Source organism: Duganella sacchari (genome assembly GCF_900143065.1).
Taxonomy (GTDB): Bacteria; Pseudomonadota; Gammaproteobacteria; order Burkholderiales; family Burkholderiaceae_D; genus Rugamonas; species Rugamonas sacchari.
Genome location: NZ_FRCX01000003.1, coordinates 71,659 through 97,050, shown reverse-complemented (window position 1 = coordinate 97,050; position 25,392 = coordinate 71,659). Strand labels below are relative to the sequence as shown.

Here is a 25,392-nt window from a genome sequence, read left to right as displayed (position 1 = left end):
GCTTTGTGTTTATGTGGCAAACTTAACTATAGTTCTACTTCATTGCATAGCTAATGCAGACTGAATGATTTGAATCATTCCGTGTCTGTTATATTTCTCCAACTTTATCGCCGCGACTGCCATCCAGGAAAATCGCTCGGCATCAAATAACGTTGACTCGGAAATTTTTGCTTTAGCGAGAAGCGCTGTGTAACCGAGGAATCCATATGGATATTTTTCTAACGCAACTTGTAGTTCCTCATTAGTGAGAGATGCCAATAGAGTTAAACCACGGTCAGTCTGCGATGAAAAGTAAGTTGCTAAGCCAAAGTTGGTTTTATAAGTGATGGCCGCTGGGTTCTTTTTTACCGCAATCTCATAAAGATCTGCCGCATGTTTTGAGTTATTTTTTGCTCTATACAGTAGTCCACCAAGATTTATAAATTCGGCACTACTCACTCCAAGCGAGCTCAATTTCTCAAAGTCAGCGATGCCTTGAGTTGTAGACTTTAAATCGAAAAGTGCTCTAAGAATATTCTGTGCAACTATATGTCCAAAACGAATCAGTTTGGAGTTTTCTCTTTTTACATAATCGGACGCGGCATAGCGTGCAAAATCGATTGAATGCATTATGTCTAGCTTACCGTAGTTCGATTTTTCTTCTCGCTTCACATCGGTTTGCCCAAATATTCCAGCTACTAGACGTAATTCGGGTAGCTGAGTATCCAATTCTTTAATAAGATCGGCTACGCTATTTTCTTTATAATTATTTTCAAATCCAACTACGCAAATTGAACTGGTATCCAAAATTCTAACTATAGACTCAACTGGAAAGATCGCTTGAACTTCTCGATACAGTCTAGCAAGAGCTGAATTCAACGCTGCACTTCCATATCGCTTAAAATATTCTTGTTCAGCTGAAAATCTAAAAACAATAGAAAAAGTACTATTTTTACTTGTTGCATATTTATCAATAAAATTTTGCAGAGCCGATAAATCACCTACTTTGATATGCTCCATTGCATCAGGAAAATATTTTGATCTACCAGTTAGTAGGTGAGCAATACTTCCTGTAGGGATTAGCTCTAATAAAGCCCCCTTTTCTATTGTTACAGATGATTCTTTTTCTTTTATATCAGAAATATAGGCAAATGAAACCTCTGGTTGTACATTAAATACGGTTATAGTTGTTATTTCAATTCGAGGATAATTTCCAATTGTCCTAGACGTGCGGCCGTCATTTATCATGAATCCTTTTTTTCCACTATAACTTGTGGAGAATACTTTGAATTCCTGTCCGATTGAAACACCTACATTTTTTCCAATATCAATAGCAATTACACGAGCGGCTATATCATGTTCTAATACTCGACCACAGTTGCTAAGAATATCATCAAATGAAATAACTTGATTTCGCCCACCTGATTTTGCTCTATATAGTGCTGTATCAGCGCGGTCTAAAATAGAGGTAATTTCATCTTGAGTAATCTCTCCCTCTTGCGATAAAGCATAAAAAGCTAAGCCTACACTGGTAGTGACATTTCTTTCATGTAATTGTGGAAGAATAATTGGCGATAAATTTTCTCGCTTACTTAAATCTTCCCATTCTTTATCAGAAGGCAAGGGCGAGTCCGATATTTCCAATCGAAATTGATTTGCTATTTTAATAATAGTATCTTTAGATATATAACCTTGTACCAAGATCAAAAATTCTTCGCCTGAAGGATGGCCAATCGATATTTCAATATTATCGGATAGCTCGAGTGCTATATTGTCAGCAGCTCTTTCAAGTCTAATAGCAAATGTTTTAAGTACTTGATCACCATAAAGGTGACCATAAGTATCATTTATTTGCTTAAAATGATCTATATCTAATGCAAACACAGCAAGAATTTTATTCAGATTACCTTCTTGCTCTTCTTCACTAGTAAGGTCAGCATGAGAAATTGACGTAAGTGCCTTATGAAGTTTCTCTCGAAAGGAGTCCCTTGCAAGAAGTTGGGTTAATTGATTGTGAGAAACTTTATAAGCATTTGATGCTCTTTTTACTACATTGTTAATCCTGCGTCTATATACTTCTAGTACTTTTGGAGCACTATTTGAAAAATACAAAGCAATGCAACATTCAATTTCTGAGCAAGAAACCCAGATATTTTTACTTCCTTTTCGACGCAGCGCAACCGGTTCTAATTTGCTTAGCTCCAGATTATTATGAACAGTTTTTGATAAAGTAGAAGTTTTATCGAGTTCTATCCATCTTTTATTAAAATAATAAAAAATTGAAGAGGTGATGTCTTCTTGATAAAATTCGTCTTGTAACTCTTCGCGAACTAAGCGTAGTTTTTCTAACTTCATAATTTTTATTTAATAGAGTTGCGAAATTTCAGTTTTATTGATCATGATAATCTTACGTACGTAAGATTATCATGATTTTTTACAATTTTGGTTCCCTTCCGGAAATGATGAAATAAAAACCCGAAAGCCGTTGCCAGCTTTCGGGTTTGTGTGTGAGCGTCTAAGTGACTTAGTTGGTCAGTGGCTTGTAGCGGATACGCTTCGGCTTGGCGCCTTCTTCACCCAGACGTTTCTTCTTGTCGGCTTCATATTCCTGGTAGTTACCGTCGAAGAAGGTGACTTGCGAGTTGCCTTCGAAGGCCAGGATGTGGGTAGCGATACGGTCCAGGAACCAGCGATCGTGGGAGATCACCATGACCGAACCGGCAAACTCCAGCAGCGCATCTTCAAGCGCGCGCAGGGTTTCCACGTCCAGATCGTTTGACGGTTCATCGAGCAGCAGCACGTTGCCGCCCTTGAGCAGGGTCTTGGCCAGGTGCAGGCGGCCGCGCTCACCACCGGACAGGTTGCCAACGATCTTCTGCTGGTCGCCGCCTTTGAAGTTGAAGCGGCCCAGGTAGGCGCGCGATGGCATTTCAAAGCGGCCCACGCTCAGTACGTCGGCGCCGCCCGATACGTCTTCAAACACGGTCTTGGCATCGGACAGCTTGTCGCGGCTCTGGTCCACCAGCGAAATTTTCGCGGTCTTGCCGATCACCACTTCGCCGCTGTCCGGCTGGTCGATGCCGGCAATCATCTTGAACAGCGTCGATTTACCGGCGCCGTTCGGGCCGATGATGCCGACGATGGCGCCCGGCGGAATCGTGAAGGACACATTGTCCAGCAGCAGGCGGTCGCCAAAGCCTTTCGACACGTTCTTGAATTCGATAACTTCGTTACCCAGACGCTCGGCCACAGGAATGAAGATCTCCTGGGTTTCGTTACGTTTCTGGTATTCGTATTCGCTCAGTTCATTGAAGCGGGCCAGACGGGCTTTGGATTTGGCCTGGCGCGCTTTCGGATTCTGACGCGACCATTCCAGTTCTTTTTGCAGTGCGCGCTGGCGGGCCGACTCGGTGGCCTCTTCCTGCTTCAGGCGGTCCTGCTTCTGGTCCAGCCACGACGAGTAGTTGCCCTTCCATGGAATGCCATGGCCACGGTCCAGTTCCAGAATCCACTCGGCGGCGTTGTCCAGGAAGTAGCGATCGTGGGTGATGCCGACCACGGTACCCGGGAAGCGCAGCAGGAATTGCTCCAGCCATTCGACCGACTCGGCATCCAGGTGATTGGTTGGTTCGTCCAGCAGCAGCATGTCCGGCTTGGACAGCAGCAGCTTGCACAGTGCCACGCGGCGTTTTTCACCGCCGGACAGCACGCCGATCTTGGCGTCCCATGGTGGCAGGCGCAGCGCATCGGCGGCCATTTCCAGCTGCAGGTTCAGGTTGCCGCCATCCGACGACGAGATGATCGCTTCCAGGCGCGCCTGTTCGGCGGCCAGCGCATCGAAGTCGGCATCTTCTTCGGCATAGGCGGCGTACACCGCGTCCAGTTTGGCTTGCGCTTCAAATGCTTCGCCCAAGCCCGATTCCACTTCCTGGCGCACGGTTTTTTCCGGGTCCAGCTGCGGTTCCTGCGGCAGGTAACCGATGTTCAGGCCTGGCATCGGGCGTGCTTCGCCCTGGATGTCGGTATCGATGCCTGCCATGATTTTCAGCAAGGTCGACTTACCGGAGCCGTTCAGGCCCAGCACGCCGATCTTTGCGCCCGGGAAGAAGGACAGCGAAATATCTTTCAGGATCTGGCGCTTCGGTGGGACGATTTTGCCCACGCGGTTCATGGTATAGACGTAATTTGCCATTAAGTTGATCTTTCTGGAAACGTAAATAAAAAAGGCGTAATCTACTGATTTTAAAGGAATTCTATTTTTGGGTCGAAATTTTTTGAAGTTGCAATAATTTCATTATTAGGTACCTCACAAATGAGTCAACAAGCCGCTCCTTTTTTGGTGAAGCTAGTTCGCATGGCGGATGGGGAACGTCTTCCTGTCTTGGTTGTCCGGGCCACTGGACTCCCTGACTTTGATGCGACTTTGTGGGTGGTTAGTTCTCTGCGGAACAAAAATCTTGCGAGTGAAACCATTGCCCAAGCCCTACGAAGTGTGGCCGTCTTATATCTCGCCCTCCAATTTCGCAAGGTTAACCTTAGTGAGCGCCTTCGTACAGGAAATATTCTCTCCCTAGCTGAGGTAGAAGCTATCTCAAAAATGTGTAGGCAGACTGTGGCAGCTAGCGTGAAATATCTTGAGGACGACGTTGATTTAAACGATCAGAAAGTGAACAAAGTCAGTTCGCTTGAGAAATTTCGTATGGCACGGGCGAAGCGTCCCCGAGGCGGAAGTGTCAGCGCGGGCACCACAGCCATCAGGTTGGGCTATATTCGTGAGTACTTGAAATGGCGCGTCAACAACGTCATTGCGCGTGCTGAAAACGAAAAAAAGGCGAATTTATTAGCGTTGCGCAACCTTATCGACGATGAACTGCAGAACAAAACTCCCGCAGTGACCGAACGTGCAAATGAAGGAAGACGAATGGGGCTCGGGCGCCAAACGCAAGAACGGCTCTTGCGCATCATCGCGCCGACGGATCTACAAAATCCTTGGACGGGGAAAGGTATCCGTTTGAGAAATCAGTTCATTGTTTTTGCAATTTTGGCCCTTGGAGTGCGGCGTGGCGAACTTCTGGGACTTCGCGTTGGGGATTTTAATTCTCAGACAAGAGAAGTGTTGATCTTGCGTAGACCAGACGATGAGGACGATCCGAGATTAAATGAGCCGAACACAAAAACGCGCGACCGGGTTTTACCCGTATCCTATCCCTTGCATGTACTGTTGAAAGCATATTTAATGGTGCGCCATGAATTAGTTCGTGGAAAACATGATTTTCTGATAGTGACGAATAGTGGCGCGCCTATGAGTAAATCAGAATTAAATAGAATTTTTAGTACGCTGAATGAGTATTTTTCTGAAAAAATCTCACCACATGTCTTGCGACACACATTTTTTGACAATCTAGCGGAAGACCTCAGTAGGGCGAATAAGAGCGATGTGGAAATTAACAATATTTTGACGCAGCTTGGTGGCTGGAGTGAGACTTCAGACTCTCCTCGTCGCTATACCAAACGATTCTCGCAAGAAAGAGCCGCCGAAGCCGCATTGGCGCTGCAAGAAAAACTCAACATCCCGGACATCTCATAGTGGAATCCAAAGAAAATGCTGTAGATCAATTTATCTTTGATCGAGCAACTCAGTCATTGCCCAAGATCGCAAAGACGCGCAGTGGCATCGAGTTCGATCCGAATACTTCGTTATGGGCTTTTCGCGATGGCAGTTCAAATATTTCCGTAAATTTTCAGCTACTACCTGATGTGGCTTTAACGGTGCTGATTGGGCTGAAAAAGACTCTGATCTGGTATTTCGAAAATAGAGCAGCAGAGACCGCAATAAGGCACTTTGAAGGATTTTTAGCGATCACTCGTTTTTTAACGGCGAATCGCCCGCCTCCTATTCGATGCGTTATGCGGGACGACATCTCGGACTTCAAAATGTCATCGGACAAAGCCGCGTATCTTCTATCAGTTAACCGCGGTTTCCTTAAGAGATGGTGCAAGTTAGGTGCGCCAGGCCTTGATAAAGAGATCGAAAGCTATTTAACGGGTTTAACACTTAAACAAAGTCCTGTTGGTGTAGCTGTGGCGACACTCGATCCCAATAATGGTCCATTAACCGATCTTGAATTTGAGGCGATTCAGTCTGCACTTAACGCCGCTTATGCACGCAATAAAATAAGCACCGAAAAAATACTATTATGTTATCTGTTGATGTCACTCGGAGTCCGTCCGACTCAGCTCGCATCACTAAAATGTTGCGATCTGATTTTACCATTGACTGCGGACGGTGATTATATTTTGCGTGTTCCGCGTGCTAAGCAGTCGGGGCATCTATACAGAGGCGAATTCAAAGAACGAAAACTTGTTGTTCAGCTTGGTAAGCCACTGGCGGCGTACGTGGACACTATTCGAATTAAGTTTGTTGGCCTATTAGCTGATCCAGCTCAAGCACCGCTGTTTCCACAGTGGAAGCATTTGGAAAGTGCGAACTGCGAAGGACTGGAATTTCATCAAACATCATCTGTTCTATCCCAGCGAGTCATGACAGTTATTAATTCACTGCGGGTTCCGTCAGAGCGGTTGGACGGCAAGCCCATGACAGTAAGTCCTCTACGTTTTCGGCGTACATTTGCGACGCGAGCTGCAGAAGAGGGATGGCCAATTCTGGTGCTTGCCGAATTGATGGACCATTCGGATACACGGCACGTGAAGGTATACGTCGGTTTGACCACACGAATACGTGCTGCGTTCAGCCGTAAGATCGCTATGGACATGGCCCCGTTAGCCATGGCATTCGGTGGAAAGATTATTGATGGGGAAAATGGTGCTACACGTCCAGGACCAGCAAGTCGCATCATTGACCTGCGCGTCGATCAAAGCGGCCAGAGCATGGGTAGTTGCGGAAGCCACGCTCACTGCGGGTTTGCGCGCCCCATTGCTTGTTATGGGGGCTGTCACGATTTCGAACCATGGCTGAATGGTCCTCACGAAGTTGCGTTGCAATATATGCTAGCAAGACGTGAGCATTTAATGGCTACCGCTGACCCGAGAATTGCGGCGATCAACGATCGGGCCATCCTTGGGTGTGCGCAAGTCATCCTTCGCTGCCGTCAAATCATGGATGGGGCTGGAGAATGAATAATATAGTTCGATTCGTTCCCCGCTCTACTTTGGATGCCGAGGCAAATCTAAATGACTTCATTCACCTGATGCGTGTATCTGGAAATCCTTTAGGAGTCAATGACAATCGTTTTGAGCATGAGGCATGGAGCATAGCCGGCCTAGACGTTAAAGGCGGGGATAGAAAATTTGTTTATTTCGCTCAATTAGGGTTCGATGCCAGAGGACACCGCAAGGGCAAGGGAAAGCCTTCAGATGTTCCGGATGCACTTCTGATGCGAGAACCTTTCCGATCCTACGCTAAAGCGTTGCTTATTCACTTGCACCGCTGGGAAAAACCCGCAGCTCTTCCTTATCGGCTCGATGCATTTCGTTACGTCGAAGCAGCCTTGTATGAGGTAAATGAATGCAGCTGTCCTACGGTTATTTCGCCAGAGGTGATGAATCGAGCGATGGCTCTTTCTATCAAAGATCTTTCTCATAATACGGCGTGCCAAATAGCTTGGAATCTGAACCTAATTTACCGAGCTTCGGTCGAACTCGGGTTGTTGGCCGCACCTAGTTTATGGACGCCACCCATTCACTCTCCTCGGCAAATACGTAATCGAGTAGGTGAACAATTCGACTTTGACAGACAGAAAAAAATGCCGTCGCCTTTAGCACTTCAAGCGCTGGCAGAAATTTTTAATTCCAGCACTGATGATCCAAATGCGATTTTCGCTTCATCTATATGCGCATTGATGTTGTGCTCACCGGATCGCGCAGTTGAGATGCTGTACGCTCCACTAGACATTGTGACGCCCGATTGGACAGACCCTGATAGTGGCGAGGTAGGGACAGGACTAAGATGGTTCCCCGCTAAGGGGGCGAAACCAATGGTGAAGACTGTGATCCCATCGATGCGCGAAATAGCGGTGCGTGCGGTTGCGAATCTACGCAAGTTAAGCGCACCGGCCCGGATACTTGCTTTATGGTACGAAGAAAATCCGGATAAGATATATCTTTCACCGGAGTTAAAGTCACTTCGCAGTCGTGATCGAATCGATCAGCATGAGATTTTCGCAATCTTATTTAGTGGAAAATTGAATATAATTTCGCGCGTGCAAAGCGGTCGAATACTTAAATGGCTGGACGCTCATCAAGTAAATCGTATTTCTATACGTGGGAAAGGAACCACTGTAGCGTTTGCGGACTTAGAGCAGGCAGTGCTGAAGGAATTACCAGACGGTTTTCCATTTATGGACGCCGAGAGGGAAATGCGTTATAGCGAGGCTCTTTGCCTTGCGCGAGTATCGGAGTTTGATTCCACTACAGTTCCATCGAATTGCTGCTTCGATCGTATTAATTACAAAATCCTTCGACGATCCTTGAAAACCGTAACATGCTCGAAGTCTATTTTCGAGAAGCGAGGCTACAGAGAAACGAATGGCGATTTCCTAAGCCTATCCACACATATGCTTCGTCACTACCTTAACACACTTGCACGCCAATCTGGAACGCTGAGCGAACAGGAAATTGCCACGTGGTCGGGGCGTGAGAATGTGCGGCAAAACTCTATTTACAATCACCAGTCTGATCGTGATGTAATTGCAAAGTTGCGTAATGCAGTTGGCGATCCCACGCTATCGGTTGGGCCATTTTCAAACATCGATAATCGCATATTTATTAGAAGGGAGGAATATGCCAGTATTAAAATTATCACTGCTCATACAACCGAGTTCGGATATTGTGTTCACGATTATGCACAAACACCATGTCCGGTGCATCAGGACTGCATAAACTGCAACGAGGAGGTTTGTGTGAAGGGGGATCTAAGGGCTGAGGCAAATCTTCGTAGTGCCCAAGTCGAAACAGCGCTTTTGCAAGAAAATGCAAGAAAGGCATTTTCTGAGGAAGTGCTGGGTGCAGCGGAATGGTTCCAGTATCAGACAAAGACCCTGAATCGACTGAATGAACTAGTCGCCATACTCGATGATCCGAACGTGCCGGTCGGCTCAGTGATCCAGTTGAGCGGCGTAAGCCCATCATCTCGCTTGGCTTTGGCTGAAGAAGAGCGTCGGTGGCTAAGCACATCAACCAATCTGGCAATAACCTCGCTCGAAGATGTACATGCACATCTAGCGAATATGGGCCAACAAGGTAAGGTAGTCCGCTAATGCATTCGCAACGATATAATCGTGCAAGAAATCTCGATGACAATACCATTATGCAGATTGTAGCGATACTCGATGCATGGTCATCTCCCAAGCTTACCTGGGAGTTATTGATAAAACAGATCACACTGCGTTTGCGTGCAGAGTACACTCGTCAAGCTTTGCACAATCACATGCGGATCAAGGATGCATTTGCGGCACGTAAGCGAGACTTAGCTGGACGAACTCTCAAGGAAATCAACCCAACTACCCCAGAACTTCAGCGCATTGTTCATCTCGAGGCTGAAAACGAACGGCTCAAACGGGAAAACAATAATTTGCTAGAGCAATTTAATCTCTGGGTCTATAACGGTTACCTAAAGCAAATGGATGTACGCATGCGTGATTTCATGAATCAGCCATTGCCTGAGGTGCGCCGAGATCGTTCAGCAAAGAATTCTGCAAAAAATAAAGAATGATTTGACTTGAATATAAAGAATTTTTCTAGTTAAATTTTACGATATGCAGAGAAATAATAGAATTGCTGTCACTGTTATTGTGGATAATTGTATTTACAATGTAAATGTCTCCTACCAATCTATCCAGAATATTTTATTGTATCGTCGGTTTATATAAGATACTGCCATATGCACAGTACCGTTGATAGGCGCTGCTACCCAGAGCGCCAGCTATTTATGCTATGTCGAATGATTGAACTATGCCAGCAGATCGTATCAAATGCGTTCGATTGATTCTAAATCTACTGCTATCAAACCTTCAGGTTCCGTAGCAGCGATATACGCATACATATCATTATCGATCAGAGTAGGGTTTTGCGTCTTCATGTATTGTAGAAATCTTTCCGCGAAAGAATATTCGGTTGCGAAGAACTTTCTAACCCGCTGGTGGACGGTTGACATTTTAGTTATAACCGATCCTTTCTTATTGTAGTGACGATGCTCCTCTGGAGTTTCTAAAATAAATCGACTCACAAAACCGAAATTTATTGTAAGGTCCAAAACAGACTCCCTAAACACCTCGTCTTTAGAATAGATTACGCGAAGATATTTTTGTAGTGCATCTTCAGATGATTCTGCCGCTACGAGTTTTGGTTCCCAATGTATTATGGAGTCATCAGTCGATGCAACTAAGTAATGTTTCAGCATTCAATTTCCGATTAATGTGCGTTGAAAGACTTCACTTGGCTCGCCAAGTTGGCGTCGCCAGAGGCTACGAATAGGGGGCGCAAGGTCTCCCTGAGCGACGCTCGCCCTGTTAAGTTTAGGGGTCAAGAAGCGCGCAAATCGCAATTGTGACGTAAACGCGGCTGACTTAAAAGCGACATTTTGTGACACTGAGCACAAATGTCTCCTACCTCGCCGAACAGTCCACTTAATACTTTCACCGCTCGTGCTGTGATGGCGAGAAATATTGTTAAATTTCGTGAACAGCGGGGCTGGTCTCAGGAAATGCTGGCGTTCGAAGCAGGGCTACACCGCACGTTCATAGCCCACGTCGAGCGGCAGGCTCGAAATATTTCAATCGATAACGTTGAGAAGATCGCTATTGCGTTCAAGGTGGAGACCTATAAGTTGCTAATTCCGAATTAATTTTTTGGGCTGCACCCGGGTGCCTCAAATAGTGTGAAAATAGACGCATCTCACCTCCGCGTGTACGAGCGGCCCCCACGTGGTTATCACCGGTACCATTTACGACGAGCTATATACAGTCAGGCCTTCGGAGTTGCCAGTCCTGTGATGGACGAGGTGGATTTTGTCATCGAAGCGATCGTGATTTTGTGCATGTGCATACAGCCCGACGGCTTAGCGATATGGGCGGGGGACAATCGAATATGCCTGAGGTCCATCAATGGTGTCCCGCAGCGACTTAGCGTTTTGATTGCACCTTCAACTCCTGAATATCTGCTATGAGCGGGACGTCGTAGCCACTGTCCAAATTACCTCAATTTTTCGCACTGCCTTGCTCAATCCTTCAAAAGCCTTGCGATAGCTGTTCCTTTAGGCTTCCAACTGTTTATTTGATGTTCTCCAAATTTACGGCAGTTGCGCCATAGAAGGCGCTGTGGGGATTCTCAACGTATTGGCTTGGATTTGCAGGAAGAATCCAGGTTGCCACAAGCAACAATCTTCCCGTGGAATTTGGCTCGAGATTTACACAATCTCTAGCCGCCTTTATGGCTTTCATAACTCGCTCTCCCGGTTCGGCTGGTAGTCGTTGTGCGCTGCCAAGGAGCAAAACCACTGTACATGACTGAATTTGCATGATGTTTGCTAGGGCATCCGCCAGCGTTAATTCGTCTGTCCCACTTACAGGGGCACATTTGATCTCACATCTTGTGCGAAGCAGTTGAGCGAGTCGCCGTAGCCCGTCTTCGAACATGAGATTCGGCGCATCGATCACGACCACAAGCATCCCGCCGGCTTCTAGCATCGGAGCCAAATCACCAAAAAATTTAATGGACTCTTCGTTGGAAGACACTTGAACAAACACACCGGAATTCAGTCCCCCATCGAACGGCCCAGGAAACAGCAATTGATCGGCTAACTGACGCGTACTTAGGGATGGATTTCTCATGGAGTTGGACGAGTAACGAAAACGGGATCGCTTTCCTTATGTAGTTGCCCCAATAGTACTCAATACCTCTGGCATAGAACAGTCTAGGGAAGTGCTGGTTTAATCGCTGGCCAATGCCCTCAGCTCGGCAGCAAGGTGCCACAATATCTGTTTCGTAACAGCGAGATCTGAGCATGCAGTCGAGCTTTTCCGATGCTGAGTACGCCAGCAAAAAGAAGCTGACGCGGCGCGACCGCTTCCTGGCCGAGATCGAAGCCGCTACGCCTTGGCCGGCGCTGGTGGCGGCGATCTTGCCGTATTACCCGAAGGGCTATGGCCGTGGTCGCCCGCGATTGGTCTGGAGCGCATTCTGCGCATGTACATTGCCCAGCAGTGCTTCGGTCTGTCGGACGAAGGCGTCGAAGACGCGATCTACGACGATCCAGGACGTCAAAGCTTTCCCCGTTATATGCCAGCGCTGTGCCCACCAACTTGGTAACCTAACCTTAAGTGGATACAATTCAAAACTCGGCACCGTGGAGTTCATGAAAAAGGATGACGGACAAAACGACATGGCCGACTTCATCGGGCATCGTGATAGGCTCTACGCCCCCAAGTCACGACGCAACAGGAGCTGATCAACAGCCTGACGGCCAAATCGGAGCCGCCGGCGCCCGGCGCCCGCTCGGAGGGGCCGAAGAAGGCCAAATGGAGTGGCCAAAAACTAGGTGGACAAATAGACTTGGTCTAACCTATTTTGGCCACCTAGTGGCGACATGGCCAATTTGGGTACACCCTGTTTGACCAATTTTCGCCATAAGGGGGCCGCTGATGCTGGTTTTTGCTTTTTTCATATCATGAACGGCTCGTCACATCAGTAATCTCTCTCTTTGACTGGTCAAGAGTACCTGAAATGTATAAAGTTGCCCCACTCGTAATATATTGAAAATGGATTGATAAAATGGTAAGTATTCAGCAACGCGCCGCTCTACAACGTCAAATTTGGCAAATTGCCAATGTTGTACGAGGCGCAGTGGACGGATGGGATTTCAAGCAGTATGTACTTGGCACGCTGTTTTATCGTTTTATCAGCGAAAACTTCGCCAACTACATTGAGGGTGGTGATTCCAGCATCAAATATGCACAACTTGACGATGGCGTTATCACGCCTGAAATCAAAGACGATGCTATTAAGACTAAAGGCTATTTCATCTACCCAAGCCAGCTTTTTGTCACAGTGGTAGCAAATGCCAACTCTAACGAAAGTTTGAATACTGACCTAACTACCATTTTTGCATCTGTTGAAGCGTCTGCTAACGGTTACCCATCCGAACAGGACATTAAGGGTCTGTTTGCTGACTTTGACACCACTAGCAACCGTCTAGGCAATACCGTTAAAAACAAGAACGCACGCCTCGCTGCCGTGCTCAAGGGTGTGGCCGAACTAGATTTAGGCGTATTCGACGAGAGCCACATTGACTTGTTTGGCGATGCTTACGAGTTCTTGATTTCCAACTACGCTGCCAACGCCGGAAAATCAGGGGGCGAGTTTTTCACCCCCCAGCATGTGTCTAAGCTAATCGCACAGCTTGCTATGCACAAGCAAACGAGTGTCAACAAAATCTACGACCCTGCCTGCGGCTCGGGCTCGCTGCTGCTGCAAGCCAAAAAGCACTTCGACGCGCACATCATTGAAGAGGGCTTCTTTGGGCAAGAAATCAACCACACCACATACAACCTGGCGCGGATGAACATGTTTTTGCATAACATCAACTATGACAAATTCAACATCCGGCTGGGCAACACACTAGAAGAACCTCACTTCGCTGACGACCGACCTTTTGATGCCATCGTTTCAAATCCACCGTACTCGGTAAAGTGGATCGGTAGCGACGACCCCACTCTGATCAACGATGAACGCTTTGCCCCAGCTGGCGTGCTGGCTCCCAAATCCAAGGCCGACTTTGCATTTGTTTTACACTCGCTCAGCTATCTCTCTGCCAAAGGCCGAGCTGCCATTGTCTGCTTCCCTGGCATCTTTTACCGAGGTGGCGCCGAGCAGAAGATCCGCAAATACTTAGTAGACAACAACTACATTGAGAGCGTGATTTCGCTGGCACCTAACCTGTTCTACGGCACTACAATCGGCGTGAACATTCTAGTGTTGTCCAAACACAAAACCGACACTGCCACTCAGTTTATAGACGCTAGCGGCCTGTTCAAGAAAGAAGCCAATAACAACGTGCTGCTGGACACGCACATTAAACAGATTATGGCGGTGTTTGATAGCAAGGCGAATGTGGATCACTTTGCTCAGTCCATACCGATTGAGAATGTGGCCGCTAACGACTATAACCTCTCAGTCAGCAGCTACGTTGAGGCCAAGGACAACCGCGAGATTGTGGAAATTGCCCAACTCAATGCAGAGCTGAAAATCACCGTAAATAAAATAGACAAACTACGTGCGGAGATTGATGCCATCGTGGCCGAAATTGATGGTGGGGAGACTGAAGCGTGAATCGTATTGATGACCTCATTGCCGAACATTGCCCGGAGGGTGTGGAATTCAAGCGTCTTGGCGACATTGTCCGCATTAAGAACGGTAAGGATCATAAGCAGCTTGCTGATGGTGAATTTCCAGTTTTCGGCTCCGGTGGAATCATGCGGTATGCCAACACCTACGCTTACAACAAGCCTTCCGTGTTAATTCCGAGGAAAGGTTCGCTGGGTAATCTATTCTTCGTCGATGTTCCGTTCTGGAATGTTGACACTATCTTCTATACGGAAATTGATGAAGCACAGATTCGCCCGAAATTCCTTTACTACTTCTTGACAACGGTAGGTCTTGGCGACATGAACCAAGCGGGAGGCGTGCCCAGCCAAACTCAATCCGTCTTGAACGAGTTGCAAATCCCCGTCCCGCCGCTTGAAGTTCAGCGAGAAATTGTGAATGTACTTGACACTTTTTCCAAACTGGAAGCGGAGTTGGAAGCGGAGCTGAAAGCCCGAAAAAAACAATACAATTACTATCGCGAGCAGTTGTTGAGTTTTGAAGAAGGAGAAGTGGAGTGGAAGACGTTGGGAGACGTAACTAAGAAATGGTACTCAGGTGGAACACCAACAGCTGGCGAACCAGAATATTACGATGATGGGGATATTCCTTGGCTAAGAACCCAAGAAGTGAAATTTTCCGATATTGAGATTACAGACGTAAAAATAACTCAGGCCGCAGTGAAAGCTTCGTCGGCAAAGTGGATTCCCGCAAACTGCGTAATTATAGCAATATCGGGGGCCACAGCAGGCAGGTCCGCGATCAATAAAATTCCTTTAACAACAAATCAACACTGCGGTTGTTTGGAAATTGACAGTACTAAGGCATTATATCGCTATATTTTTCATTGGGTAAGTTTTAACTATGAAACCATTAAGTCGCTTGGGCAAGGCCCTAGAGGTGACCTTAACTCAAGCATCATAAAGAACTTTAATCTTCCCATTCCATATGCCGACGATCCGGAGAAATCGCTAGCCGAACAGGCTCGCATCGTCGCCATCCTCGATAAATTCGATGCACTGGCAAATTCCACCAGAGAAGGTTTGCCACGCGAAATCGAATTGCGCCAAAAGCAATACGAGTATTATCGCGATTTACTGTTGGTGTTCCCGAAGCGGGCAGTAGTGGAGATGTAAAATGGGAAAAACTCTAAATGAAATCGCCCGACAGCTAAGCACGTCTAAGAAGGTCCAGAAAACTGTAGCCGAGACAACAAAGGTAGTAGAAGAGATAAAACCTGTTCCAAAGGTTCAACTCATCTATGCCTTTAATGGCACTGGTAAAACACAATTGTCACGGGAATTTAAAAGGATAATTGCATCTAAACTAGATGGCGATGACGAAATCGATCAACCTGAACTGTCGCGTAACAAAATACTTTATTACAACTCTTTTACTGAAGATTTGTTCTATTGGGACAATGATTTGGATGGCCATGGCAAATCAAAGCTGAAAATTCAGACAAATTCATTTACGGATTGGGTACTAAGAGACCAAGGCCAAGACCTGAACATCATCACAAATTTTCAGCGCTATACCAATAACAAGCTTACGCCACGTTTCAACGTAGAATATAAATTTAAAGATAAAGACAACAAAGAGATCACGATCCCAGCGTTTTCGGAAGTGACCTTCTCGCTTGAGGGTGGCGATGATGAGCATTCTGGGATTATGAAAATATCCAAAGGCGAAGAAAGCAATTTTATTTGGAGTGTTTTTTACACACTGATTGAACAAGTAATTAGCGTTCTTAATATTGTTGAGCCTGACGAGCGCGAAACTGATCAATTTGACCAGCTAGAATATATTTTTGTTGATGACCCGGTCAGTTCTCTGGACGATAACCATTTGATTCAGTTGGCCGTTGATCTTGCGCAGTTGGTTAAGTTAAACGCATCCAATGTTAAATTCATTATCACGACGCATAATCCGCTTTTTTTTAATGTGCTTTGCAACGAGTTTGGTAGCGACGAAAAAACGGAACGCTACAGCTGGAAGTCAAAGTGGTTTAGTAAATCGCGACTTGAAAAAAATGAAGACGGCAGTGTTCACCTAATCGAACAGCCAAACGATTCTCCTTTCTCATATCACCTGCATCTGATATCACAGCTTGAAGAAGCCATAAAAAGTGGGCAGATTGAAAAATATCACTTTAATTTGCTAAGAAATGTACTAGAGAAAACGGCAATATTCCTTGGGTACAAAAGGTGGGAGTATCTCTTACCCGAAACAGACGATGGATTGCCTAACCCCTACGCAAAACGGATTGTAAATTTTTCGAGTCATTCGAAGCACGCCGCCGAAGAAGTTCCGCCCCTAAAGCCAGAAGAAAAGAAGATTCTGGAGAAATTGGTCAAGCACATTGTCGATCGTCATCAATTTTGGCAGGAAAAAAGCACATGATCGAATACAACCCCATTGCAGAATCGAAAAATTTCATTATTCTGGATAAATATTCCCAAGAGTGGAAAGTCCCAGAAAGCTACCAGAGTGAAGGAGATCTGGAGCGTGAATTCATTCAAGATCTACAAAATCAAGGTTATGAATACCTGCCTGGCGTGAATACGCCCCAAGCATTGCTAGCTAACTTGCGTGTACAACTACAAGCACTCAATAACACGCAGTTCGCCGACTGTGAGTGGCTACGCTTTGTTGAGACATGGCTGGACAAACCCAGCGATGGCATTGTCGAGAAAACCCGCAAGATTACCGACGATTACATTCACGACTTTGTCTTTGACGATGGGCATATTCAGAATATATATTTGCTGGAAAAGAAGAACATCTCCCGTAATAAAATTCAAGTCATCAAGCAGTTTGAGCAGACCGGCACGCATGCTAATCGCTATGACGTGACGATTCTGGTCAATGGCTTGCCGCTGGTTCAGGTAGAGCTTAAAAAACGAGGCGTGGCAATTCGCGAAGCTTTTAATCAGGTGCATCGATACAGCAAAGAGAGCTTCAACAGCGAGTATTCCTTATTCAAGTATTTGCAGCTATTCGTGATTTCCAATGGCACCGACAGCCGTTACTTTGCAAACACCACGCATCGTAATAAGAACAGTTTCGACTTCACCATGAACTGGGCTAAGGCTGACAACAGCCTCATCAAAGACTTGAAGGACTTCACAGCCACCTTCTTCCAGAAACACACTCTGCTCAATGTACTACTGCATTACTCAGTCTTTGATACTAGCAATACGTTGCTAGTGATGCGCCCTTACCAGATTGCCGCCACAGAACGCATTTTGTGGAAGATCAACAGCACATATCAGGCAAAAAACTGGAGCAATACGGAAAGCGGTGGCTTTATCTGGCATACGACCGGCTCCGGCAAGACCCTGACCAGTTTCAAGGCGGCGCGTCTTGCTACGGAACTGGAGTTCATCGACAAAGTGTTTTTTGTTGTGGACCGCAAGGATCTTGATTACCAAACCATGAAGGAATACCAGCGCTTTTCACCGGATAGTGTTAATGGATCAGATAGCACAGCGGGCCTAAAGCGCAATCTTGAGAAGGACGACAATAAGATCGTCGTCACCACTATCCAGAAGCTCAACAACCTGATGAAGAGCGAAGTCGACCTTCCCATCTATGACAAGCAGGTGGTATTCATTTTTGATGAATGCCACCGCAGCCAGTTTGGCGAGGCGCAGAAGAACCTAAAGAAGAAGTTCAAGAAGTTCTACCAGTTTGGTTTTACCGGCACACCGATCTTCTTAGATAATGCGCTGGGCGCTGAAACCACGACCAGTGTGTTTGGGCGCGAACTTCATTCATATGTAATCACCGATGCTATTCGTGACGAAAAGGTTCTGAAATTCAAGGTGGATTACAACGATGTCCGCCCGCAATTCAAGGCCGTCGAAACTGAGAAGGACGAGAAAAAGCTGAGTGCGGCGGAAAACAAGCAGGCCTTGCTGCACTCCGACCGCATCCGTGAGATCACTCATTACATCTTGAATAATTTCCGGCAGAAGACGCACCGCTTGCAAGTGGGCAACAAAGGGTTCAATGCCATGTTTGCGGTCAGCAGCGTGGACGCGGCCAAGCTTTACTACGAGTCATTCAAGGAATTACAGAAGGACAGCGACAAGCGTTTGCGGGTCGCCACTATCTTCTCGTTCGCGGCCAATGAAGAACAGGATGCGATTGGCGATATTCAGGACGAAAGTTTTGATGTAGCAGCCATGAACAGCAGTGCCAAAGAGTTTTTGAGCGCGGCCATTGCTGACTACAACGCGCTGTTCAAAACCAACTTCAGTGTAGACAGCAATGGTTTTCAAAACTACTACCGCGATCTGGCCAAGCAGGTCAAAGCCAAGGAAATCGACCTGCTAATCGTGGTAGGCATGTTCCTGACGGGCTTTGATGCGCCCACGTTGAACACCCTGTTTGTGGACAAGAACCTGCGTTACCACGGACTGATGCAGGCTTATTCGCGCACGAACCGCATCTTTGACGCCACCAAAACCTTCGGTAATATCGTCACCTTCCGCGACCTCGAACAGGCGACCATCGACGCCATCACTTTGTTCGGCGACAAGAATACTAAGAACGTAGTGCTGGAGAAAAGCTACAAGGAATACATGGAAGGCTTTACCGATACGGCCACCGGTGAGGCGCGGCGTGGTTTTATAGATGTGGTGAAAGAGCTGGAAACACGTTTTCCGGACCCCGCAGCCATTGAAAAGGAAGCCGACAAGAAGGCGTTCGCCAAGCTGTTTGGCGAGTATTTGCGCGTGGAAAACGTGCTGCAAAACTATGATGAGTTTGCTAGCCTGAAGGAATTACAAAGCGTCGATTTGAGCGACCCGGCAGCGGTGGAGGCATTTAAGGCCAAACACTATCTGGGCGATGACGATCTGGCCTCACTGCAAGCCATTACAGTCCCTGCTGAGCGGAAAATTCAAGATTACCGATCAACATACAATGATGTTCGTGACTGGCTACGGCGTGAGAAAGCTGGAGCTGAGACGGAAAAGTCCACCATCGACTGGGATGACGTCGTGTTTGAGGTGGACCTGCTGAAGTCGCAGGAAATCAACTTGGACTACATCCTGGAGCTGATCTTCGAGCACAACAAGAAGATCAAGAGCAAGTCGGAACTTGTGGATGAAGCTCGCCGCGTGATTCGCACAAGCTTGGGAAATCGCGCCAAGGAGAGTTTGCTGGTGGACTTCATCAATCAAACGGATCTGGATAAGATTGGTGACAAAGCCGGCGTGATCGACGCTTTCTTCACCTTTGCTCAATCTGAGCAGAATCGTGAGGCTGCTGAATTGATTAACGATGAAAACCTAAACGAAGGGGCTGCAAGGCGCTATATTACTACTTCGCTTAAACGAGAATTTGCCAGTGATAATGGTACGGAGCTCAATGCCGTTCTTCCTAAGATGAGCCCCCTCAATCCGCAATATCTCATCAAAAAGCAGAGCGTGTTCCAAAAAATTGCATCGTTTGTGGAAAAGTTTAAAGGTGTCGGTGGCCAGCTTTAGTCGTTTCGCGCAGGATATCGCCGTTAATCCGTTTGGGTTAATTTTGCGGTAGTGTTCAGGTTCTGACACGATCAGATACAGAAGGAGAGGCCGATGGACAGCGGTAAATTATGATATGGCCCGGCGAACCGGCCGCTGTTCTACTGCGTGCTGGTGGTCCACCTCCTGCTGCTGGCCGGCGTACTGTGGCAGGGCTGGCGCGCTGTGGAGATCGCCAACCCGAACATGCATGATCGGGAAATCCGTTTGGACAATGGTTGGGTTATCAAAATCGGGCGAGGCCAGGATTTCTAGCAAAAACCGGGGGGGGCTGGTTTGAGGTGGGGACGAATGACCTTAGCTTACGCAAATGCCTGGAAACCAAAGTGGATATCTTCCGAGCCAGGTAATCGCTAATCCGAGAGCTTGGCCGAACGAGTCTACACCCTCGATCGTTCTTGTATCATTCCGGAGTGGGGCGAGAGTATTGTTGACCGAGAGGGGGACTCCCGGAAATGGACCGGACACACGGGCTTATCGTTAAGGAAATAAAAACGCCGATCTGCATGGATCGGCGTTACTTTGCGCCACGCGTTTCGGGTGGTGTGGAATTTTTCCTCTGAAAAGCGATGCTGAACCGGAAGTCGTGAATTAGTCAGCGGCTCCCTAGAACCATCTTCCGCAAAAATTTAGAAAGTGTAAACAGCAGTGTACGGTCGCATATTTGTTTACATTTTTTATGCCTCCGTTGCGAAGAGGCGTGTCCTTATTCACGGTCAAGGCTGTTTACGTTTTTTCCTCCCCATAAATGCCATTGAGAGGTCTCGATGTATGTTGGTAGAAATGCAGGGAAGGACGACAGGATACGCTAAATCCCGTCATCTTCCCACTATTTGGCGCGCCTGCCGGTCCACAGCCCTTCGGCCACATACAGCGCCAGCGCTGCCCAGATAATCAGGAAGCCGATCAGCCGGTCTGCCGTGAACGCTTCATGGAACACCCACACGCCCAGCAGCGCCTGCATGGTGGGCGACATGTATTGCAGCAATCCCAGTACGGCCATCGGAATCCGGCGCGCGCCGGCCGCAAACAGCAGCAGCGGAATCGCGGTAATCGGTCCGGCGGCCACTAGCAGCCAGCGTGTGCTGTCGTGCGGCGTGTTGATGAAGGCATTGTCGCCATGATAGCTGAGCCACAGCACATAGATCAGCGCCAGCGGGAACAGCATCATGGTTTCCAGCGACAGGCCCTCCAGTGCGGCCAGCGCGGCGGTTTTGCGCAGCAGGCCGTAAGCGCCGAAGGTGATGCCCAAAATTAAGGCAATCCACGGCAGCTGGCCCGATTGCCAGGTCAGCCAGGCGACGCCGCCGGCCGCCACCGCAATCGCCATCCACTGGCCGCGGCGCAGGTATTCCTTGAGCACCAGCTGCCCCAGCAGCACGTTGACCAGCGGATTGATGAAGTAGCCCAGGCTGGCATCAATGACGTGGCCATTGTTGACCGACCAGATGTAGACGCCCCAGTTGGCCGATAGCAGCAGCGAGCTGGCCACAAAGCTCAGCAGTACCTTGGGCTGCTGCAGCACTTTGGGGAACCATTTCCATTGCTGGCGCGCGCTCAGGACCAGCACCAGAAACAACAGCGACCACAGCATGCGGTGCGCGAGGATTTCCATGGGCGGTACTTCACCGATGGCGTGAAAGTACAGCGGGAACAGACCCCAGCAAAGGAACGCCAGCGTGGCGTACAAGATACCTGTGTTCATGGGGCGGGAACGGAATAAGCGAGTAGGTCTGCCATTATCGCTCATCTGTGCCCGCTACGCAGGCCTGCCTCTCGCGCTCTGGGCGGCGGCGGCGTACACTCTCGTTATTGATCATTTGGAACGTCTGCGTATGCCAAAATCTCCTTGCCTTTTGCATATAGTTGGCCTATTGTGCAATGCACCAAAACAACAACAGGTGCAATCTTGACCGAGCAACACAAGAAAAGCAGTCTCGCGGCACTTACGCTGGCGGCTGTCGGCATCGTCTATGGCGACATCGGTACCAGCCCTCTCTACACCCTCAAAACTGTCTTCGATCCCGAGCATGGCCTGGCCCTGAGCGAGGGCAATCTGCTGGGCATCATCTCCCTGATTTTCTGGGGACTGACACTGATCGTTTCCCTCAAATACGTGAGCCTGGTGCTGCGCGCCGATAACCGCGGCGAAGGCGGCATCATGGCGCTCATGGCGCTGGCGCTGAATTCGGTCACCAAGGCCGCGCCGAAATGGCATTACCCGCTGATGCTGCTGGGCGTGTTCGGCGCCACCATGTTCTATGGCGACAGCGTGATTACGCCGGCCATCTCGGTGCTGGGCGCGATCGAAGGCCTGGAAGTGGCCGCGCCCGGGCTGGAGCAATACATCGTACCGCTGACCATCATCGTGCTGATCTCGCTGTATGCCTTGCAGCGCCATGGCACGGCCGGCATCGGCAAGTTCTTCGGACCGGTGATGGTGGTATGGTTTATCGCGCTGGCGGCGATGGGCGTGGTGAATATCGTCGAAGCGCCGCGCGTGCTGGCGGCGCTGAACCCTTACCACGCACTGCGCTTCATGTACGAAAACCAGAAGATCGCGTTTGTCGCCTTGGGCGCGGTGGTGCTGGCACTGACGGGCGCCGAGGCGCTCTACGCGGACATGGGCCACTTCGGCAAGAAACCGATCCGCGCGGCGTGGTTCCTGATCGTGTTCCCGGCGCTGGCGCTCAATTACCTGGGCCAGGGCGCGCTGCTGCTGCAGCGTCCCGACGCGATTTCCAACCCCTTCTTCCAGCAGCTGGGCGCGTGGAGCGTGTACCCGCTGGTGGTGCTGTCGACGCTGGCGGCGGTGATCGCCTCGCAGGCCACCATTTCCGGCACCTTCTCGATGACCAAGCAGGCGATTGCGCTGGGCCTGCTGCCGCGCATGCGTATCCTGCACACCTCGGTCAGCGAGATCGGCCAGATCTACATCCCGGCCGTGAACTGGCTGCAGATGATCGTGGTGCTGCTGGCCGTGATCGGCTTCGGCTCGTCCGACAAGCTGGCCGGCGCCTACGGCATTGCGGTCACGGCCACCATGCTGGCCACCACCTTCCTGACCTTCTTCGTGATCCGCTACCGCTGGCACCTGCCGCTGGCGCTGTGCTTTGGCGCCACCGGTTTCTTCATCATCATTGACATTTCGCTGTTCTCGGCCAGCACCCTGAAGCTGTTCCATGGCGGCTGGTTCCCGCTGCTGCTGGGCACCGTGCTGTTCACGGTGATGCTGACCTGGAAACGCGGCCGCGAGCTGGTGTTTGAAAACCTGCAGAAGCACGCGATTCCCCTCGAAGAATTCCTGTCCTCGCTGTTTGTGGCGCCGCCAACGCGCGTCTACGGTACCGCCATCTTCATGCGCGGCGAGAGCGACGGCGTGCCGCACGCGCTGCTGCACAATCTGTCGCACAACAAGGTGCTGCACGAGCGTGTGGTGTTCCTGACCGTGCACATCATCGAGGAGCCGTATGTGACCGAGGCGGAGCAGGTCAAGGTCACCGACCTGGGACACCAGTGCTACCAGCTCAACATCTACTACGGCTTCAAGGATGAACCGGATATTCCGCGCGTGCTACACCTGTGCGAATGCCTGGGCCTGCCGTTCGAGATGATGGAGACCTCCTTCTTCATCGCCCGCCAGACCGTGATTTCCACCCCGGGCTCGGGCATGGCGACCTGGCGCGAGCACCTGTTTGTGGCCATGTCACGCAATGCGCGCGGCGCCGCCGACTACTACCAGATTCCACCCAACCGCGTGATTGAACTCGGCACCCAGGTGGAAATTTGAGCACAAAAAGATGTAACTGAATGTAGTGCCGGGAGCGGAAGGGGCGTGGTCTGCTACACTTCTGCGCCGGGACTACCGAATACGAATACTTATCAAAGGTAATTATGAAATCGATGTTGCAATTTATCGCCGTTGCCAGCTGCGCAGTGGCTTTGACCGCCTGCGGCGGCGGCGCTAAAGCCCCGACTGCCGTCGTCACGCCGCAACCAGCGTACAAAATCATCACCGACACCCCAGGTACGGGCACCACGGCCGCCACGGGCGACCTGGTCACGTTTACCTACGTCGGCTATCTGTATGACTCGACCAAGAGCGATCCGCGCGGCACCAAGGTGGATAGCTCGGTGGACGTCAACACCAGCTACACTGGCGCGGTGGGCGTGGGCGCCATGGCCACGGGCTGGGACCAGACCGTGCTGGGCATGCAGACGGGCGGCAAGCGTACCGTCGTGATGCCGGCCAATATGACCCCCTATGGCGGCAATGCCCGCGACGAACTGAAAGTGAACGGCCTGACTTTCCCGGCCATCCCGGTCAATGCACCGATGGTGTACGACATTCAGCTGTCCTACGTCAGCAAGGCCGTGACCATTCCTAACCAGGCGCCGCCACCGGACCTGACCGTGAACGACATCGTGCCGGGCACCGGCACGGCGGTCGTCAAGGGCAATACCGTGACGGTACGCTACACGGGCTGGCTGTATGACGGCACGCGCGCCAACTTCAAGGGCATGCGCTTCGACGACAACCAGGCCACGACCGATCAGCCATTGCCGGTCAATGTGGGCGGCACGGGCACCATCACCGGCTTTAACATGGGCATTATCGGTATGAAGCCAGGTGGCACGCGGACGCTGATTATTCCGCCTGGCCAGGGCTATGGCGCAGCTGCCCAGGCGGCTGGCAAGTATGGGGTCGGCATTCCTGCCAACTCCACCCTGGTATTCGACGTCACGCTCATCAGCATCACCAACTAAGCGCATTGTTTCCAGAACAAAGGCAGCCTTCGGGCTGCCTTTTTTTATTCGCGCACGGTTAGAATTAGTGATTATTAAATAATGTATTTTATATAAAATGAGGATTGTACTAACTTTTAAAGGTGCATTATGAAAAAGCTTTTGAAGGCGATGGCCTTCCTGCTGCCGGTGGTAATGAGCGCGTCGGCATCCGCCGCGTGCCAAAGCAGGGGCGTGAGCCTCATGCAGCATGGCGACAGTTTCTCGTCGCCAAATGGTAAATACACATTGGTCCAGCAGCATGACGGCAATCTGGTGCTGTACCGCGATGGTTCGACCCCACGCTGGGCCACCTACAAAAACGGCCAGTACACCGCGATTCAGACCGATGGCAACTTCGTGCAATATAACGCCGCCAACCAGCCGGTGTGGGCATCGAACACGGGCGGCCATGAAAGCTCGCCTAACTATTCGATCCGCATGTGCGACACCGGCACGCTGGAAATCGGCGCTTTCCCACCGCTGGCGGTCACCTGGAGCACGCTGATTGTTGGCGTGGACACCGCCAATCCTGATCCGAAGCCGCCTCAACCGCCTGGCCCATGCAACGGCCGTCCTTACCTGCCTTACCCTGTTTGCATTCCGACCGGTGTCGGTCGTGGCATGAGCGGTACCGTGACCGCCTGCTCGCAGAGCGAAGCAGCCACCATCGCCAGCCGCAACGGCTGGCGTTTCGGCGCCTGCACGTTCTAAG

The 25,392-nt window shown here is 49.4% G+C and carries 18 protein-coding genes and 1 pseudogene; 14 read left to right on the top strand and 5 right to left on the bottom strand.

Annotation, left to right across the window (positions count from 1 at the left end; translation table 11 throughout):
- Window positions 1-39: 39 nt before the first annotated feature.
- The gene (locus tag BUA36_RS06840) at window positions 40-2,334 is read right to left on the bottom strand and encodes a GGDEF domain-containing protein (RefSeq protein ID WP_084560040.1); all 2,295 of its coding nucleotides are present in this window, start codon (window positions 2,332-2,334) and stop codon (window positions 40-42) included.
- A gap of 169 nt (window positions 2,335-2,503) precedes the next feature.
- Window positions 2,504-4,171 carry an energy-dependent translational throttle protein EttA gene (ettA, locus tag BUA36_RS06835; protein WP_072782810.1) on the bottom strand — a complete coding sequence of 556 codons (1,668 nt, stop codon included), beginning with the start codon at window positions 4,169-4,171 and terminating at the stop codon, window positions 2,504-2,506.
- A 120-nt stretch (window positions 4,172-4,291) separates the two neighbouring features.
- Between ettA and BUA36_RS06830 the strand changes: the two genes are divergently transcribed.
- Genes BUA36_RS06830 through BUA36_RS06820 form a run of 4 tightly spaced genes read left to right on the top strand, consistent with a single transcriptional unit; the run spans window position 4,292 to window position 9,709 of the window.
- On the top strand, window positions 4,292-5,566 hold the full coding sequence (locus BUA36_RS06830) for a site-specific integrase (RefSeq protein WP_072782808.1): 1,275 nt from the start codon (window positions 4,292-4,294) through the stop codon (window positions 5,564-5,566).
- Complete coding sequence (locus tag BUA36_RS06825; RefSeq protein ID WP_139260398.1) at window positions 5,566-7,116, top strand: site-specific integrase; 1,551 nt, start codon at window positions 5,566-5,568, stop codon at window positions 7,114-7,116. The genes BUA36_RS06830 and BUA36_RS06825 overlap by 1 nt, the downstream gene beginning before the upstream one ends.
- Window positions 7,113-9,254 carry a hypothetical protein gene (locus BUA36_RS30200; protein WP_139260396.1) on the top strand — a complete coding sequence of 714 codons (2,142 nt, stop codon included), beginning with the start codon at window positions 7,113-7,115 and terminating at the stop codon, window positions 9,252-9,254. Before BUA36_RS06825 ends, BUA36_RS30200 begins: the two co-directional genes overlap by 4 nt.
- Window positions 9,254-9,709 carry a hypothetical protein gene (locus BUA36_RS06820; protein ID WP_072782806.1) on the top strand — a complete coding sequence of 152 codons (456 nt, stop codon included), beginning with the start codon at window positions 9,254-9,256 and terminating at the stop codon, window positions 9,707-9,709. The genes BUA36_RS30200 and BUA36_RS06820 overlap by 1 nt, the downstream gene beginning before the upstream one ends.
- 255 nt (window positions 9,710-9,964) lie before the next feature.
- Here the strand turns inward: BUA36_RS06820 and BUA36_RS30195 are convergent, their stop codons facing one another.
- On the bottom strand, window positions 9,965-10,396 hold the full coding sequence (locus tag BUA36_RS30195; RefSeq protein WP_139260394.1) for a hypothetical protein: 432 nt from the start codon (window positions 10,394-10,396) through the stop codon (window positions 9,965-9,967).
- A 198-nt stretch (window positions 10,397-10,594) separates the two neighbouring features.
- Here BUA36_RS30195 and BUA36_RS06815 point away from each other — a divergent pair, with 198 nt between their 5' ends.
- A complete protein-coding gene (locus BUA36_RS06815; RefSeq protein ID WP_072782804.1) occupies window positions 10,595-10,840 on the top strand; it encodes a helix-turn-helix domain-containing protein in 246 nt (81 codons plus the stop codon).
- A gap of 424 nt (window positions 10,841-11,264) precedes the next feature.
- On the opposite strand, the gene BUA36_RS06810 is transcribed toward BUA36_RS06815, so the two are convergent.
- Entirely contained in the window at window positions 11,265-11,825 is a 561-nt protein-coding gene (locus BUA36_RS06810; protein ID WP_072782802.1) for a hypothetical protein, read from the bottom strand.
- A 173-nt stretch (window positions 11,826-11,998) separates the two neighbouring features.
- Here BUA36_RS06810 and BUA36_RS06805 point away from each other — a divergent pair.
- The 6 genes and pseudogenes from BUA36_RS06805 to BUA36_RS31600 all read left to right on the top strand — a co-directional run.
- Window positions 11,999-12,267, top strand: a pseudogene (locus BUA36_RS06805) (transposase); the annotation flags it as partial.
- 498 nt (window positions 12,268-12,765) lie between these two features.
- On the top strand, window positions 12,766-14,322 hold the full coding sequence (locus tag BUA36_RS06795; protein ID WP_072782798.1) for a type I restriction-modification system subunit M: 1,557 nt from the start codon (window positions 12,766-12,768) through the stop codon (window positions 14,320-14,322).
- Window positions 14,319-15,491: a restriction endonuclease subunit S gene (locus tag BUA36_RS06790; protein WP_072782795.1), complete on the top strand. Its 1,173-nt coding sequence runs from the start codon at window positions 14,319-14,321 to the stop codon at window positions 15,489-15,491. Before BUA36_RS06795 ends, BUA36_RS06790 begins: the two co-directional genes overlap by 4 nt.
- Before the next feature lies 1 nt (window position 15,492).
- Window positions 15,493-16,758: an AAA family ATPase gene (locus BUA36_RS06785; RefSeq protein ID WP_072782791.1), complete on the top strand. Its 1,266-nt coding sequence runs from the start codon at window positions 15,493-15,495 to the stop codon at window positions 16,756-16,758.
- Window positions 16,755-19,853 carry an HsdR family type I site-specific deoxyribonuclease gene (locus tag BUA36_RS06780; protein WP_072782788.1) on the top strand — a complete coding sequence of 1,033 codons (3,099 nt, stop codon included), beginning with the start codon at window positions 16,755-16,757 and terminating at the stop codon, window positions 19,851-19,853. The genes BUA36_RS06785 and BUA36_RS06780 overlap by 4 nt, the downstream gene beginning before the upstream one ends.
- A gap of 225 nt (window positions 19,854-20,078) precedes the next feature.
- A complete protein-coding gene (locus tag BUA36_RS31600; RefSeq protein ID WP_371851428.1) occupies window positions 20,079-20,147 on the top strand; it encodes an MIT C-terminal domain-containing protein in 69 nt (22 codons plus the stop codon).
- A gap of 574 nt (window positions 20,148-20,721) precedes the next feature.
- Here the strand turns inward: BUA36_RS31600 and rarD are convergent.
- Window positions 20,722-21,597, bottom strand: coding sequence for an EamA family transporter RarD (rarD, locus tag BUA36_RS06770; RefSeq protein ID WP_072782786.1), 876 nt, complete (start codon window positions 21,595-21,597; stop codon window positions 20,722-20,724).
- 204 nt (window positions 21,598-21,801) lie between these two features.
- Here rarD and BUA36_RS06765 point away from each other — a divergent pair, with 204 nt between their 5' ends.
- The 3 genes from BUA36_RS06765 to BUA36_RS06755 all read left to right on the top strand — a co-directional run bounded on the left by BUA36_RS06765 (window position 21,802) and on the right by BUA36_RS06755 (window position 25,391).
- Window positions 21,802-23,682: a potassium transporter Kup gene (locus BUA36_RS06765; RefSeq protein WP_072782784.1), complete on the top strand. Its 1,881-nt coding sequence runs from the start codon at window positions 21,802-21,804 to the stop codon at window positions 23,680-23,682.
- A 113-nt stretch (window positions 23,683-23,795) separates the two neighbouring features.
- The gene (locus BUA36_RS06760; RefSeq protein WP_229255631.1) at window positions 23,796-24,659 is read left to right on the top strand and encodes an FKBP-type peptidyl-prolyl cis-trans isomerase; all 864 of its coding nucleotides are present in this window, start codon (window positions 23,796-23,798) and stop codon (window positions 24,657-24,659) included.
- Between the two features lie 129 nt (window positions 24,660-24,788).
- The gene (locus tag BUA36_RS06755; protein WP_072782780.1) at window positions 24,789-25,391 is read left to right on the top strand and encodes a hypothetical protein; all 603 of its coding nucleotides are present in this window, start codon (window positions 24,789-24,791) and stop codon (window positions 25,389-25,391) included.
- Window position 25,392: the final 1 nt, after the last annotated feature.

Excerpts from the sequence above, each read along its gene's own strand:
- BUA36_RS06815 (WP_072782804.1), top strand. The coding sequence starts at position 10,595 with ATGTCTCCTACCTCGCCGAACAGTCCACTTAATACTTTCACCGCTCGT.
- BUA36_RS06820 (WP_072782806.1), top strand. The coding sequence starts at position 9,254 with ATGCATTCGCAACGATATAATCGTGCAAGAAATCTCGATGACAATACC.
- BUA36_RS30200 (WP_139260396.1), top strand. The coding sequence starts at position 7,113 with ATGAATAATATAGTTCGATTCGTTCCCCGCTCTACTTTGGATGCCGAG.
- BUA36_RS06755 (WP_072782780.1), top strand. The coding sequence starts at position 24,789 with ATGAAAAAGCTTTTGAAGGCGATGGCCTTCCTGCTGCCGGTGGTAATG.
- BUA36_RS06785 (WP_072782791.1), top strand. The coding sequence starts at position 15,493 with ATGGGAAAAACTCTAAATGAAATCGCCCGACAGCTAAGCACGTCTAAG.
- rarD (WP_072782786.1), bottom strand. The coding sequence starts at position 21,597 with ATGAACACAGGTATCTTGTACGCCACGCTGGCGTTCCTTTGCTGGGGT.
- BUA36_RS30195 (WP_139260394.1), bottom strand. The coding sequence starts at position 10,396 with ATGCTGAAACATTACTTAGTTGCATCGACTGATGACTCCATAATACAT.
- BUA36_RS06840 (WP_084560040.1), bottom strand. The coding sequence starts at position 2,334 with ATGAAGTTAGAAAAACTACGCTTAGTTCGCGAAGAGTTACAAGACGAA.
- BUA36_RS06795 (WP_072782798.1), top strand. The coding sequence starts at position 12,766 with ATGGTAAGTATTCAGCAACGCGCCGCTCTACAACGTCAAATTTGGCAA.
- BUA36_RS06760 (WP_229255631.1), top strand. The coding sequence starts at position 23,796 with ATGTTGCAATTTATCGCCGTTGCCAGCTGCGCAGTGGCTTTGACCGCC.
- BUA36_RS06780 (WP_072782788.1), top strand. The coding sequence starts at position 16,755 with ATGATCGAATACAACCCCATTGCAGAATCGAAAAATTTCATTATTCTG.
- BUA36_RS06830 (WP_072782808.1), top strand. The coding sequence starts at position 4,292 with ATGAGTCAACAAGCCGCTCCTTTTTTGGTGAAGCTAGTTCGCATGGCG.
- ettA (WP_072782810.1), bottom strand. The coding sequence starts at position 4,171 with ATGGCAAATTACGTCTATACCATGAACCGCGTGGGCAAAATCGTCCCA.
- BUA36_RS06810 (WP_072782802.1), bottom strand. The coding sequence starts at position 11,825 with ATGAGAAATCCATCCCTAAGTACGCGTCAGTTAGCCGATCAATTGCTG.